This is a genomic window from Vogesella alkaliphila (assembly GCF_014652475.1).
GTDB lineage: Bacteria > Pseudomonadota > Gammaproteobacteria > Burkholderiales > Chromobacteriaceae > Vogesella > Vogesella alkaliphila.
The window spans coordinates 70,692-84,174 of sequence record NZ_BMYW01000005.1 but is presented as its reverse complement, the minus strand read 5'-3'; the positions used below and the strand labels follow the sequence as shown (position 1 = coordinate 84,174).

Annotated in this window: 12 protein-coding genes; 2 read left to right on the top strand and 10 right to left on the bottom strand. The window is 66.3% G+C overall.

From position 1 onward, the window contains the following. Positions 1-8 precede the first annotated feature (8 nt). The 10 genes from IE100_RS09015 to IE100_RS08970 form a co-directional block, all read right to left on the bottom strand. Entirely contained in the window at positions 9-758 is a 750-nt protein-coding gene (locus tag IE100_RS09015; RefSeq protein WP_229800308.1) for an endonuclease/exonuclease/phosphatase family protein, read from the bottom strand. After that, positions 740-4,999: an ATP-binding protein gene (locus IE100_RS09010; RefSeq protein WP_189373761.1), complete on the bottom strand. Its 4,260-nt coding sequence runs from the start codon at positions 4,997-4,999 to the stop codon at positions 740-742. Before IE100_RS09010 ends, IE100_RS09015 begins: the two co-directional genes overlap by 19 nt. 17 nt (positions 5,000-5,016) lie before the next feature. Further along, positions 5,017-5,751, bottom strand: a complete 735-nt coding sequence (locus IE100_RS09005; protein ID WP_189373760.1) for a response regulator — start codon at positions 5,749-5,751, stop codon at positions 5,017-5,019. A 105-nt stretch (positions 5,752-5,856) separates the two neighbouring features. Next, positions 5,857-6,318: a dihydroneopterin triphosphate diphosphatase gene (gene nudB / locus IE100_RS09000; RefSeq protein ID WP_189373759.1), complete on the bottom strand. Its 462-nt coding sequence runs from the start codon at positions 6,316-6,318 to the stop codon at positions 5,857-5,859. After that, entirely contained in the window at positions 6,315-6,935 is a 621-nt protein-coding gene (locus IE100_RS08995; RefSeq protein ID WP_189373758.1) for a response regulator transcription factor, read from the bottom strand. Before IE100_RS08995 ends, nudB begins: the two co-directional genes overlap by 4 nt. Continuing rightward, positions 6,932-8,260 carry a mechanosensitive ion channel family protein gene (locus IE100_RS08990; protein WP_229800307.1) on the bottom strand — a complete coding sequence of 443 codons (1,329 nt, stop codon included), beginning with the start codon at positions 8,258-8,260 and terminating at the stop codon, positions 6,932-6,934. Before IE100_RS08990 ends, IE100_RS08995 begins: the two co-directional genes overlap by 4 nt. Then, entirely contained in the window at positions 8,257-8,955 is a 699-nt protein-coding gene (gene lolD / locus IE100_RS08985) for a lipoprotein-releasing ABC transporter ATP-binding protein LolD (protein WP_189373757.1), read from the bottom strand. Before lolD ends, IE100_RS08990 begins: the two co-directional genes overlap by 4 nt. Then, positions 8,948-10,195: a lipoprotein-releasing ABC transporter permease subunit gene (locus IE100_RS08980; protein WP_189373756.1), complete on the bottom strand. Its 1,248-nt coding sequence runs from the start codon at positions 10,193-10,195 to the stop codon at positions 8,948-8,950. Before IE100_RS08980 ends, lolD begins: the two co-directional genes overlap by 8 nt. A 25-nt stretch (positions 10,196-10,220) precedes the next feature. Continuing rightward, entirely contained in the window at positions 10,221-10,433 is a 213-nt protein-coding gene (locus IE100_RS08975; RefSeq protein WP_047967896.1) for a hypothetical protein, read from the bottom strand. 96 nt (positions 10,434-10,529) lie between these two features. Then, positions 10,530-11,282, bottom strand: coding sequence for a C40 family peptidase (locus IE100_RS08970; RefSeq protein WP_189373755.1), 753 nt, complete (start codon positions 11,280-11,282; stop codon positions 10,530-10,532). 84 nt (positions 11,283-11,366) lie between these two features. On the opposite strand from IE100_RS08970, the gene IE100_RS08965 reads away from it, so the two are divergent. Then, positions 11,367-13,025 (top strand): ABC1 kinase family protein, encoded by a 1,659-nt coding sequence (locus IE100_RS08965; RefSeq protein ID WP_229800306.1) that lies wholly within the window; start codon positions 11,367-11,369, stop codon positions 13,023-13,025. A gap of 108 nt (positions 13,026-13,133) precedes the next feature. Continuing rightward, entirely contained in the window at positions 13,134-13,466 is a 333-nt protein-coding gene (locus IE100_RS08960; RefSeq protein ID WP_047967893.1) for a DUF2325 domain-containing protein, read from the top strand. The last annotated feature ends 17 nt before the right edge of the window (positions 13,467-13,483 follow it).

The following is a 13,483-nucleotide window of genomic DNA, read 5'->3' as shown; positions in this document are numbered from 1 at the left end:
CCGCCGGCTCAGGACGCCAGCGACAGGCTGGCAAACAGCGGCAGGTGGTCGGACAGGTGCGACCAGGGTTGGCCGCGACACACCGCCACCTGGTGGACGCGCAGGCCGCGCACGTAGATGCGGTCCAGCGGCAGCAGCGGCAGCCGCGCCGGGAAGCTGCGCGCGTGCTGGCCCTGCTGCTGCACGAACACCTCCTGCAGGCCGCAGCCGCGGCCCAGCCAGCTGTCGGCCTCGCCACGCCAGTCGTTGAAATCGCCGGCCAGGATCAGCGGCATGCTGGCCGGAATGTGCTGCTGGATGTAGTGCTGCAGCGTCAGGTACTGGCGGCGGCGGTCGCGCGCCAGCAGGTTGAGATGGGCGCAGAGGCAGGCCACCGCTTGCGGCCAACCTTGTGGCTGGATCACGGTGTGCAGGATGCCGCGCCGCTCCAGACGGTTGACCGAGATGTCCTGGTTGGCGGCCAGCCGCTGCGGAAAGCGTGACAACACCGCATTGCCGTGATGGCCGTGGTCGTAGCGCGCATTCATGCCGTAGCTGGCGGAATGGGTCAGTGCCGCGGCCAGGAAGTCGTGCTGCGGCCAGCCGGCATGGTGCTGCTCGCGCCCGGCATGACGGCCCTGCACCTCCTGCAGGAACAGCACGTCGGCGGACAGCTGCTGCAGCGCGCTGGCGATTTCCTGCATGTGGGAACGGCGGTTGAACGGCGACATCCCCTTGTGCAGGTTGAAGGTCACCACGCTCAGGCGCTTGCTTGGCACGAGGCCTGCTCCTCCAGCCAGGCGGTCACCGCCGCCTGCGCTGTATTGAATTGCTGCCATAGGGCCGGGATTGCCGACAGCTCGACGGCGCGTCCCGCTTTTTCCAGTGCTTCTGCCGCATCGCCCAGCGCCATGGCACCGACCATGCGGCTGGCGCCCTTGATCCGGTGCGCCGACCAGGCGATCTGCGCGGCGTCTCCGGCGGCCACCGCCCGCGCCAGGGCGGCGACGTCCTCGTCGTTGCCCTGCATGAACTCGTCCAGGATCGCCTGCTCCACCGACCAGTCTCCGCCGCTGTATATCGCCAGCGCCTGGCGGTCGACCGCCGCCGGCGTGGCCGCCGCCACCGCCGTTGCCAGCGGCGCAGCCGGCAGGGCAAGGTCGCCCAGCCACTTGTGCAGCATGTCCTTCAGCGCCGCCAGCCCCAGCGGCTTGCTGAGGAAGTCGTCCATGCCGGCGGCACGGGTCTTGTCCAGCTCTTCCTTCGCCACGTTGGCGGTGCAGGCGATGATCGGCACCGGCGCACGGCCCTGGGCCGCCTCCTGGCTGCGTATCGCCTGCGCCAGCGCGTAACCGTCCATCTGCGGCATGTGGCAGTCGGTCAGCACCAGCGAGAAGGTCTGCTGCTGCCACAGGCTCAGCGCCATCAGCCCGTCCACGGCGGTCACCACCGGGTAGCCGAGCAGCTCGAACTGCTTGACGGTCAGCTTGCGGTTGATTGAATTGTCTTCCACAAACAGCACCGGCGCCATGTCGCGCATCAAACCCGCGCTCGTGGCCACGATGGCGGCATGATCCAGCTCGCTCGCCTGCGGCAGCTCGGCGGCGTCGCACAAGGGGAAGCGGATCTCCAGCGAGGCGACGGTGCCGCGGCCCGGCTCGCTGTCCATCGCCACCGTCCCGCCCATCAGCCCGGACAGGCGCCGGCAGATGGTCAGCCCGAGGCCGGTGCCGCCGAAGCGGCGCGCGGTGCTGCTCTCCGCCTGGGTGAACGGCTCGAACAACCGGGCCAGCTGCTGGCGGTCGATGCCGATGCCGGTGTCGGCCACCTCGAAACGCAGCCACTGCTCGCTGGCGGTCGTTTCCAGGCAGCGCACGCGCAGCGTCACCTGCCCCTGCTGCGTGAACTTCAGCGCATTGCTGCAGAAGTTCTGCAGGATCTGGCGCAGGCGCAACGGGTCGAAACGCAACGCCGGCGCCACCTGCTCGTCGATGTCGAGCAGGAACCACAGCTGCTTGCGCTGCGCCAGCTCCGTGTACAGGTGGTGCACGCGCTGCATCAGCACGCGCACCGACGCCGGCTCGGGGATGATCTCCAGCTTGCCGGCCTCGATCTTGGAAAAGTCCAGAATGTCGTCGATCAGGCGCAGCAGGGTGTGCGCCGACTCCTGCACCGTGTCCACCGCGTCGCGCTGCGCCTCGTCCAGCGCCGTCAGCGACAGCAGCTCCAGCATGCCCAGCACGCCGTTCATCGGGGTGCGGATCTCGTGGCTCATCGCGGCGAGGAAGGCGCTCTTGGCGCGGCTGGCGGCGTTGGCCGCATCGCGCGCCAGCAGCAGGTCGGCCTGCTGCTGCTTCAGCGCGCTGATGTCGGTCAGCACGCACACCGCGCCGCCGTCTGGCACTCGCCGCGACGCCTGCTGCAGCCAGCGCTCGTTCCAGCGCAGCTCGAACGACGACGCCTCGCGACCGTAGCGTGCCAGCCGCTCGACGAACCAGCTGTGCTCCTCGTAGCCCGGCTCCGGCTGCTCGCCGGCGATCAGGCTGGCGCGCAGCACGTTGGCGAAGGGTTGCCCCTTCAGCGTTTCCGGCGTGTTGCCGGCGCCGGCCAGGCGGGCAAAGTGGCTGTTGCAGCGCACCAGCCGGTCGCCGGCGTCGAACAGCGCGAAGGCGTCATCCAGCGAGTCGATCGCCAGCTCCAGCTGCTGGCGCGCCTCGGCGGCGGCATCGCGCGCGCGCAGCACGCCCTCCTCCGCCTCGCGCCGGCCGGTGATGTCGAAGCAGGCGAGGATCACGCCGTCCTCGGCCATGCCCGGGAACAGCAGCTGGCCGGCGAACAGCACCCAGATCGGCTTGCCGCTGGCCTGCACGCATTCGATTTCGAGATTGAGGTGGCTGTCGTCGCGGCGCACCTGTTCCAGCCCGTCGTGCAGCTGACGCCACGCCTCGTCGCTGCCGAGCAGTTCGCGCAGCGGCACGCCCTGCAGCCCGTCCTCGCGGGTGCCGAACAGCGCCTCGCCCGCGCGGTTGACGCGCACGATGTGGTCGTTGTTGTCCAGCCGCATCAGCCCGACCGGCGACGCGCTGTAGATCGCCTCTTCCAGCTGCAGCACTTCGCGCAGGTTGCGCTCGCTGGCACGACGGCGGTCTTCCTCGGCGTAAAAGCTGACGATGCTGCCGCAGGCGCCGAGCAGCGGCTGCAACGCCTGGTAGTGCGCGTCGGCAATCGAGTCGATGGCGATGCCGGCCACCATCACCGTGCGGCTGTCGATCTGGATGGGCAGGAAGGTCCAGCCATCCTCGGAGATGGTTTGCTGCAACTGCCCCTGCTGCAGCGCTTCCGCCAGCGGCAGCTCGCGGAAGCGCGCCACCCACGACGGCTCCTTGCCGTTGCCCAGCCGCGCCTGGATGCGGAATGACGCCGACTTGTCGTGCGACGCCTCCAGCGACAGCACCAGGCCCTCGGCGACGCCGAAGTAGTCCAGCAGGATGCGCAGCACCTCGCGGAATACCGTCTGCCGCGGGCTGCGGGCGAACAGCAGGCTCTCCACGCGCTGGATCGCCGATAGCAGCTGCATGCTGCGCGCCAGCGACTGCTCGGCGATGGTGCGCTGGTGTTCGTCGCGGATGATCAGCAGCCGGCGGCTGTGGCGGCCGTCGCGCCCGTCCACCAGCGGGCTGACGGTAATCGCGGCAAAGAAACGGCTGCCGTCGTGCCGGCGGCCGCTGCCGGCGCGCGACACGTCGAAGCGGCCCTCGTCATCCAGCCAGTCGGCGTCGGCACCGTCGACGCTGAGGATCTCGTCCAGCGCCAGCCCCTGCAGCGCCGCCAGTGGCAGGCCGAACATCTTCGCGGCGCCGTAGTTGGCGACCTCGATGCGGTGGCTGGCGTTGACGGTCAGGATCGCGTCCGCCGCCGCGTCCAGCACCCGCTGCATGCGCTGCAGCGGGCGCAGGATGCGGTAGCGCATGCGCAGCAGCAGGTAGGCGTACAGCAACAGCGCCAGCAGGGCGAAGGAGATGTTCAGCGCCAGGCTTTGCGCGTAGCGCTGCTGCTGCTCGTCGACACGGTCGGCCGCGGCGCGGGTCAGCTCGGCAAAGAAGGCGCCCAGATTGCGATCGACCTGCTGCACGGCCGTCCTGTACTCGTGCGCCGTGGCCGGCATGGCACCGCCCTGCTCCAGCGCCAGCAGCTGCCGGTCGGCGCGCTGGTGCAGCTGCCAGGTCTGGGTCGCCAGCATCGCCAGTTGCCGGCGCAGCACGGCATCGCCGAGATAGCCGGTGTTGTAGCGCAAGGACTCCAGCAGCAGCAAGGCGCGCTCGCGGCTGCGCACCAGCTCGTACTCGTCGGTGGAATTGAGCTTGCGCGCCAGCTGCGCGCGGATGATCAGCGCATTGCCTTCCTGCTCCAGCGAGCGGCTCAGCTGCCACAGCTGGTACTTGGTTTCTGCCAGCCGGTTGAGGCGGTCGTCGGCACCGTCGGACAGCAGGAAGGCGTCCAGGCGCAGCACCTTGTCGATCGCGTCCTGCCAGGTGCCCACCGACAGCTTCCAGCCGAAGATCGCATTCTCGTCGAACCGCACCGGTCGCCGCGCCAGCACCTTGTCCATCTCCTGTCGCCGCTGGCGCAGGTGCGGCAGTCGTTCCTGCAATTGCAGCAGCGCGGCATTGCTGTCCTCGGCCAACGGTTGCGCCAGCCGCCGCAGCGCGATGTGCAGGCGCTGGTCGGTGGCACTGCGCGCCTGCTGCAGCTCGGCGTTTTCGCGCCGGCTGGCCGGGCGTGTCAGCGCCAGCAGGCCAAGCTGGAGCTGGTTTTCGCGGTTGATGGCCGAGGCCAGCAGGAAGATGTCAAGGTTGGCCGCATTGAGCGTGGCGTGCTGGCTGGCCTGCCGGTAGTTGAACACGCCGGAGCGGATCAGCAGGCCGGAGGCCACCAGCTGCAGCGAGCCGAGTATCACCACGATCAGGATCACCGCCTGGCCGATGCCGGCGGTTTGCTGCTGCTGGCCGTGCTTGCTCATGGCGGACCTCGCGTGGCTCAGGCGGTCGGGGGGGGGGGCGGGATGTCGCTGTCCGGCTCGCAGCTGATCTCGATCGCGTCGACGCCGAAGCGTTCCGGAAACTGCCGCAGCACGCGCAGCTGCGTCCTGGTGATCTCGCTGCCGCGCAGCAACAGCAGCTGCCCCGTCTTGTTGTATAGATCACGCGCCAGCCGGCTTCCCGGTTTCACCGCGCCCAGACCGAGGCGCTGTACCGGCTTGTCGTCCTCGTCCAGCAGCAGCGACGCCTGTGTCACCAGTTCGCCGAACACGTGGCGGTCAAAGGCGGTGCCGGTGGCTACCTTGTAGTAGGAGAACGGGTCGATGTCCGGGCGCTGCCGCGTCAGCGCCAGGCGCAGGGTCTTTTCCATGTCGGCCGGCTTGGGCGGCTTGATGATGAAACCGTCGGCGTGCAGCTGCGCGGCGATGACGATATTGTTCTTTTCCGGATGGCCGGACAGGAACACGAACGGCAGGTTGGGCGGATTGTTGGTGCGGCCGCAGCGCAGGTCTTTCAGCACGTCGAGGCCGTTCATCGGCTCCATCTGCACGTCGCACAGCACGATGTCGATCGGCTTGGCTTCCAGCGTGCGCTTGGCGAAGGAGCCGTCCACCGCCTGCGACAGGTTTTCCGGCGCAAAGCCCATGGTGCGCAGCGCCTGCGCCACCAGCGAGCGCACCAGCATCTGGTCGTCGACGATCAGCGCCCGCAGTCGGGAGAAGTCAATTGTCATGACTCGGCCCTGCCTTTATCTCGAATGGGTACACTTCATGATGGCGAGTGCCGGCAAGCCCGGCAAGACTTTAATGCAAAAAACTTGAAAATGGCACAATCACTTTCAGCATTTGCCAGTAGTCGCCAACCTTTGTCCCAGCGCGCGGATCGCCGCGGCATTGGACGGAGAGAACACCTTGTCGGCCGCCTGCGGCCACGGCAGCCAGCACCAGGCCAGATGCTCGGCGGCGGCCAGCCGCACCTCGCACGGTGCCGGCAGCTGCAGGCTGAACACGTGCTCGGTGTTGTGCGTCACCCCCGGCGCGTAACGGTGGCGCCAGTGCGGGTAGATCTCGTACACGTTCTGCTGCTGCCAGTCGTTCAGCGCAAGCTTGGCCGCATCGATGCCGGTTTCCTCGAACACCTCGCGCCGCGCGGTGTCGCACAGGTGCTCGTCGCCTTCGCGGCTGCCGGTCACCGACTGCCAGAAGCCGGGGCGGTCGGCGCGTTCGATCAGCAACACCTGACCGTCGGCGCTGTGAATCACCACCAGCACCGATACCGGCTGCTTCGCTGGCTTGCTCATGGCTTGCCCGCCGTGCCGGCGAGGCTGGCGATCAGGCCGGCCAGCTCCACCGCCGACTTGACGCCCATCTTGTCGAACACCCGCGCGCGGTGCACTTCCACCGTCTTCATGCTGATGTGTAGCGCCTCGGCGATCTGCTTGTTGAGCAGGCCGGCCAGCACCAGCTGCATCACTTCCTTTTCACGCTCGGTCAGCGTCGCCAGCGTCTGGTGCAGCCGCGATGTGCGCTGGTGCTGCTCGCGCGCGACGCGGTCCTGCTGTAGGCAGTGCTCGACCTGCGCCAGCAGGCGCTGGTCGTCGAACGGTTTTTCCAGGAAGTCGACCACGCCCAGCTTGAACGCCGCCACCGCGTGCGGCACGTCGCCGTGGCCGGTCAGCATCACCACCGGCGGGCAGTACGCCCATGCGGCCAACGTTTGCAGCAGCACGATGCCGCTCATGCCGGACAGGCGCAGGTCGACGATCAGGCAGTTGAAGGCGGTATTGTCCGGTGCGGCGAGGAAGGCCTCGGCGCTGTCGAAACCGGTGACGCGCAGGGTGTCGCTTTCCAGCAGCCACAGCAGCGATTGCCGTACCGCGGCGTCGTCGTCAATGACGGCAAGTGTCTGGCAGCTCATGCACTGGCCTCGACCGGTGGCACGGCCACCGCCTGGTTGACCACCCGCAGTTCGCGCTGCGGGTACGGGATCTGGATATGGTGCTGCTTGAACAGCTGCCAGATGCGCAGGTTGATGTCGGAACGCAGGCCGGCGATGCCGTTTTCCGGGTCCTTCACCCACAGCCCGATTTCCATATTGACGCCGGACTCGGCAAAGGCGGTGACAAAGGCGTTCGGCGCCGGATCGGTCATCACCCGCGGGTGCTCGGCGGCCTCGCGCAGCAGGCGTTGCGCCAGTTCCAGATCGGTGTCGTAGGCGACCTGGATCGGCATGCTGATCCAGATCTGCTTGTCGGTATAGGACTGGTTGATCACGGTGTTGGCGATCAGCGCCTCGTTCGGCACCAGCACCTCGCTGCCGTCCAGCCCCTTCAGCACCACGTAGCGCGCGGTGATCTTGCTGACGTAGCCGACGCGGCCGTCGACCATCAGCCGGTCGCCGATGCGGATGGAGCGGTCGAGCAGGATGATGAAGCCGGACACGTAGTTGCTGGCGATCTTCTGCAAGCCGAAGCCGAGGCCGACACCCAGCGCGCCACCGAACACCGACAGCACGGTGAGGTCGATACCGACGATGGGCAGCGCCACCATCACCGCGCCGATGATCAGCAGCGTGCGCGCCAGCTTGCTGATCACGAAGCGCAGGTTCATGTCGATGTCGCCGAGCTTCATCACCCGCTTCTCGATCAGCTTGCTGACCCACAGCGCGCCGACCAGGATCACCGACACCCACAGCAGCGCCGACAGGATCATCAGCAGGTTCAGCTCGTTCTTGCCGACGCGGAAGCGCACCGACTCCAGCCAGCTCAGCACCAGATTGTCGATGCCGGTCACCCACGCGGCGAAGGCCAGCCACAGCAGCATCGCCAGCAGGTGTTCCGAGTGGCGCTCCACTTTGCCCTCCGGCAGCGCGTGGCGCACGATGGCGGTCAGTACCCGGATCAGCGACAGCCAGAACAGCAGCGTCGCCGACAGCATCAGGATCACCGACGACTGCCCCTGCAGCAGCTGCCAGCCCAGCGCCAGCGCCTGGGTCAGCAGCTGCGCCGACAGCGGATACACCAGCCGGTACAGCAGGTATTTGCCGAACGGCCACTCCTGCACCTGTGTAGCCTGGAAATAGCGGCGGTACAGCTGCCGCGCCCACAGCCAGGCGCACAGCAAGGCGGCGACGCCGACCAGCAGTTCCTGCCAGCCGGTTTCGCCCTGGATCACCTGGCCCAGCCGGTGCAGGGTGACCCCCGGCGTCCAGCCGTCCAGCATGTCGTTCACGGTATTGATCATGTTTCGTGCTCAAGGTTGGCCGCAACGCTCAGGCCTTGCGGCGTCAGGGTCAGCACCTTGCCGACGCGGTGTGCCAGTTCGTGGTCATGGGTGACGATGATCAGGCTGGTGCCCAGCGTGCGGTTCAGTTCCAGCATCAGCTCGAACACCGCCTCGGCATTGGCGCGGTCAAGGTTGCCGGTCGGCTCGTCGGCCAGCAGGCAGGCCGGATTGGTCACCAGCGCGCGCGCCATCGCCGCACGCTGCCGCTCGCCGCCGGACAGCTCGCCCGGTTTGTGCTGCAACCGCGCGCCGAGTCCGACGCGCTCCAGCATCGCCTGCGCCGCCAGCGCCGCTTCGTGACGCGGCGTGCGCCGGATCAAGAGCGGCATCATCACGTTTTCCAGCGCGCTGAATTCCGGCAGCAGGTGGTGGAACTGGTAGACAAAGCCGAGACTGCGGTTGCGCAGCTCGCCCAGCTTCTGCTCGGACAGGCCGCCGATCGCCTGCCCCATCAGCAGCACCTCGCCGCTGCTGGGCCGGTCCAGCCCGCCCAGCAGGTGCAGCAGGGTGCTCTTGCCGGAGCCGGAGGCGCCGACGATGGCCAGGCGCTCGCCTTGCTGCACCGACAGGTTGATACCGGCGAGCACGCGGACGTCGAGCTCGCCCTCGCGGTAGACGCGCCCCAGATCGCGGCAGGACAGGACTTCACTCATAACGCAGAGCCTCCGCCGGGCGGGTACGCGCCGCGCGCCAGCTTGGATACAGCGTTGCCAGCAGCGACAACACCAGGGAAATGACGGCGATGGTGACCACGTCCGACGACTGCACCTCGGACGGCAGGTAGTCGATCAGGTACACCTCGCTGGACAGCAGGCGCATGCCGAGCACGCGTTCGATCGCCGGCAGGATCACGTCCAGGTTGAAGGCCAGCAGCAGGCCGCCGGCGACCCCGCTGACGGTGCCGAGCACGCCGGCCACCGAGCCCTGGATCATGAAGATCTGCATGATGCTGGCCGGGCTGGCGCCCAGGGTGCGCAGGATGGCGATGTCGGCCTGCTTGTCGGTGACCACCATCACCAGCGTCGACACCAGATTGAACGCCGCCACCGCCACGATCAGCGTCAGGATGATGAACATCATCCGTTTCTCGATCTGCACCGCGCGGAAGTAGTTGCTGTTCATGTCGGTCCAGTCGCTGGCCACCTGGTTGGCCGCCAGCCGGCCGTTCAGCGCCGCCTTGACCTGCGGCGCCTGCAGCGGATCGTCCAGCTTCAGGCGCACGCCGGACACGTCCTGTCCCATGCGGAACAGTACCTGCGCGTCGCGCAGGTGGATCATCGCCAGCGACGCGTCGTACTCGAACATGCCGATCTTGAACACGCCGGTGACGGTGAACTGCTTCAGGCGCGGCATCATGCCGGCCGGGGTGACATTGCCCTGCGGCGTGATCAGCGTCACCTTGTCGCCCACCTCTACCCCCAGCGCCCGCGCCAGCTCGTAACCGAGCAGGATGCCGAACTGGCCCGGCTGCAGGTCGGTCAGCTTACCGCGCTGCATCTGCTGGCCGAGGTCGATGACCTTGTCTTCCTGCTGCGGCACGATGCCGCGCACCATGGCGCCGCGTACCGCGCCGCCGCTGGACAGCAGGCCCTGGGCGTTGACGTAGGGCGCGGCGGCCAGCACGTGCGGCTGCCGCGTCAGGCTTGCGGCCAACGTTGGCCAGCCGGCGACGCGGCCATCGTAGCTGCCGACCTCGACGTGCGACACCACCGACAGCATGCGGCCGCGGATCTCCTGCTGGAAACCGTTCATCACCGACAGCACCACGATCAGCGCGGCCACGCCCAGCGCGATGCCCAGCACCGACATCAGCGAGATGAAGGAAATAAAGCCGTTACGACGCCGCGCGCGCAGGTAGCGCAGCCCGACAAATATCTCGAAAGGAAAAGACATCGATACCTTGCTCAGGATTGGGGGCTCAGGATTGGTAGGGGTTTTCCAGGCGCTGCATCATGTCCACCAGGAACGCGCGCACCTGCTGCTCATCGCAGCCCATCAGGATGGCGTCCTCGAACGCGTCCTGCGCCATCTGGCCCAGTTCCTGCAGATTTTCCGTCATCACCTTGATCTTCTCGGTGCAGGACACCACGCTGCCGTCCGGGGCATACCAGGTGGGAAGTTGCAAACTCATGACTGTTTTACCTTGCTGAAAAAGCCAGCAGCCCGCAATCCGGGCTGCAAGCTAGAAAGGGGATGGATAGTCGCCATCCCGAAATGTTCCATCCGTTCAGTCCGGTTTTTTCTTTTTGCGCGTGGTCTGCTCGCTTTTCTTGCGGCTGGCGCCCTTGCGTTCTGTTTCCTGCTCGCGCGCCGCCTTGCGCCGCTCGGCACGGGAGCTGGACTTGCCCGGCCTCTCCGCCGCTTTTTTCTCGGCCACTTTTTTCTCTGCCAACCTTTTCTCCGCTGGCGGCCTGTCGTTCGTCACACGCGCCGTCGCCGGCTCTTTCCACTCGCTACCGCCACGGTTTACCCGCCTGGCGCCATTGAAACGCTGCACCCAGTAGCTGTTGGCCATGTTGACCACCTCCACCGACTTGCCGGTGCGCGGCGAATGGATGAACTTGTTGCCGCCCAGATAGAGGCCGACGTGGGAATACTGGAAACCGCGCGTGTTGTAGAACACCAGATCACCCGGCGCCAGCTCGTCGCGTTCGATCACCCGACCGGCACGCGCCATCTCGGCCGAGGTGCGCGGCAGGTTGACGCGCAGGGACTTGCGGAATACGTACTGGATGAAGCCGGAGCAGTCGAGGCCGGTTTCCGGACTACTGCCGCCAAAGCGATAGGCCACGCCCAGCAGGCTCATTGCCTGCAGCAGCAGGTCACCCACGGCTTCTTCGCCTGGCGCGGCAAACTGGGCAATCGGATCGGCGAAAATACCCAGATTCGGCTTGTTGCCGACGCCCGACTCCGGTTCGGCATGGGCAAACGACATAAATCCGGCCAAAATGATGGCAAACAGGTGAAGATGCAATTTCATAGGCTTGCACTGTAACGAAGCGATGCGGCACTGTAAAGCCGCCATAAGGGGTCATAAAAAATGCTCAGAGAAACATTGATCGCCATGCGCGACTTGCCCCGCCTGCGCGAAATCAGCGCGGTGCTGTTCAAGCACGGACTGGGTGAATTCGTGCAGCGGCTGCGACTGCCGGCGGCGGTGGAAAAGGCCGGCGAGTGGTTCAACCTGCGCCTGCCGGACAGCGCCGACGCCATCCCCGCCCCCATCCGTGTCCGCCTCGCCTTCGAGGAGCTGGGCCCCACCTTTATCAAGCTGGGCCAGATCCTGTCCACGCGCGTCGACCTGTTCGCGCCGGAATGGATCAATGAATTCGAAAAGCTGCAAAATACCGTGCCGCCGATAGCGGAAGCCCAGCTGGCGCCCTACCTGCAACAGGTGCTGGGCGAGGCGCCGGAGACGCTGTTCGCCCGCTTCGACATGACACCGATCGGCTCGGCCTCCATCGCGCAGGTACACCGCGCCACGCTGCACGACGGCAGCGAGGTGGTGGTCAAGCTTCGCCGCCCCGGCATCGTGCCGAAAGTCGACGCCGACTTGCGCATCCTGGAGCATCTGGCCCACCTGATCGAGCTGGAGTTCCCCGACGCCCGCCGTTTCGTGCCGTCCGACATCGTCGCGCAGTTTGCCCGCTCACTGAAGCGCGAGCTGGATCTGGCCGCCGAAGCCCGCAATATGGAGCGCTTTGCCCGCGATTTTGCCGAGGATCCTTACATCCGCATCCCCAAGGTGTACTGGGAGTACACCCGTGCCGACGTCAACGTGCAGGACTTCATCGACGGTTTCAGCGCCTCGCCGGTCAGCGCGCTGCCAGCGGCGGGGCTGAGTCCGCCACTGCTGGCGCGGCGCGGGGCCGACGCGGTGCTGAAAATGATCCTGCTCAACGGCTACTTCCACGCCGACCCGCACCCCGGCAACGTTATCTTCCTGCCGGAAGACCGCATCGCCTTCATCGACTTCGGCATGGTTGGCCGCCTGTCGCACCGTCGCCGCGACGAGATCGTCGACCTGCTGGCGGCGATGGCGCAGCGCGACGAGCATGCGATGATGGGGGTACTGATAGGCTGGACCGGCAGCGTGCCGGTGGACGAGGAGCAGTTTGCCGAGGACATCGGCGAGATCTTCTTCCAGTACGACCACGTGATGCTGAAAGACCTCAACATGTCGCAGCTGATCAACGACCTGATGGCGCTGATCCGCAACCACGGCATCCTGCTGCCGGCGGACATGGCGATGCTGTTCAAGGCGCTGATCACGCTGGAGGGGCTGGGACGGCAGCTGGAGCCGCAATTCCAGCTGGTGGAACACCTCACCCCGTTCGTGCGCAAGCTGATCATCGAGCGCTACCGTCCGGAGGCGCTGCTCAAGCGCGGCCGCGAAACGCTGAGCGACGGCTTCGCCATGCTGGCCAGCCTGCCGCGCGACATCATCCGCATCGGCCGCGACATCAAGCACGGCAAGTTCCGCATCAATCTCGACCTGAAACGGCTGGAACAGTTCGGCCACCAGCTGGACAAGAGCGTCAACCGGCTGACGATGGGCATCGTCACCGGTTGCCTGATCATCGGCTCCTCGATCGTGATGACGGTGGATGGCGGCCCGACGCTGTTCGGCCTGCCACTGTTCGGCTTTCTCGGCTTCATGGTGGCCTTCTTCAACAGCATGTGGCTGATCTGGTCGATCTGGCTGGCCGGCAAGCAGCTCTAGGTCACCGCTTTGGCATAAATGCAACGCCGGTGCCGGCCATGCAACTTTGAGTTGCATTTGCAAATGAGAATAAATATCATTATTAAAAATACAGTGAAAGGTCTCATCATGAATGCAATGCTGGTCGGCGCCGATACACTGGGCAATATTCCTGGCGTACTGGACAACTTCGGTATCTCCATCAACAAGCACCTCAGCGGGCGCAACAGCTCGCACCAGCGCAAGGTGGACCGCCTGCCGGCAGGCACCGACCTGCTGATCCTGTTCACCGACTTCCTCGGTCACAACGTGATGAAGCATTTCCGCCAGCTGGCCAACGAGGAGAACATCCGTTTCATCGCCTGCCGCCGCTCGGTGTGCTCGCTGAAACAATCGCTGGAGTGTGTCGGCCTGTCCGAGCGCTGCGCCAGCTGTCCCAATGCCTGCCACCGCAAGCACTGAACCCGGCGACACCACCA

Excerpts from the sequence above, each read along its gene's own strand:
- IE100_RS09010 (WP_189373761.1), bottom strand. The coding sequence starts at position 4,999 with ATGAGCAAGCACGGCCAGCAGCAGCAAACCGCCGGCATCGGCCAGGCG.
- IE100_RS09005 (WP_189373760.1), bottom strand. The coding sequence starts at position 5,751 with ATGACAATTGACTTCTCCCGACTGCGGGCGCTGATCGTCGACGACCAG.
- nudB (WP_189373759.1), bottom strand. The coding sequence starts at position 6,318 with ATGAGCAAGCCAGCGAAGCAGCCGGTATCGGTGCTGGTGGTGATTCAC.
- IE100_RS08995 (WP_189373758.1), bottom strand. The coding sequence starts at position 6,935 with ATGAGCTGCCAGACACTTGCCGTCATTGACGACGACGCCGCGGTACGG.
- IE100_RS08990 (WP_229800307.1), bottom strand. The coding sequence starts at position 8,260 with ATGATCAATACCGTGAACGACATGCTGGACGGCTGGACGCCGGGGGTC.
- lolD (WP_189373757.1), bottom strand. The coding sequence starts at position 8,955 with ATGAGTGAAGTCCTGTCCTGCCGCGATCTGGGGCGCGTCTACCGCGAG.
- IE100_RS08980 (WP_189373756.1), bottom strand. The coding sequence starts at position 10,195 with ATGTCTTTTCCTTTCGAGATATTTGTCGGGCTGCGCTACCTGCGCGCG.
- IE100_RS08975 (WP_047967896.1), bottom strand. The coding sequence starts at position 10,433 with ATGAGTTTGCAACTTCCCACCTGGTATGCCCCGGACGGCAGCGTGGTG.
- IE100_RS08970 (WP_189373755.1), bottom strand. The coding sequence starts at position 11,282 with ATGAAATTGCATCTTCACCTGTTTGCCATCATTTTGGCCGGATTTATG.
- IE100_RS08965 (WP_229800306.1), top strand. The coding sequence starts at position 11,367 with ATGCGCGACTTGCCCCGCCTGCGCGAAATCAGCGCGGTGCTGTTCAAG.
- IE100_RS08960 (WP_047967893.1), top strand. The coding sequence starts at position 13,134 with ATGAATGCAATGCTGGTCGGCGCCGATACACTGGGCAATATTCCTGGC.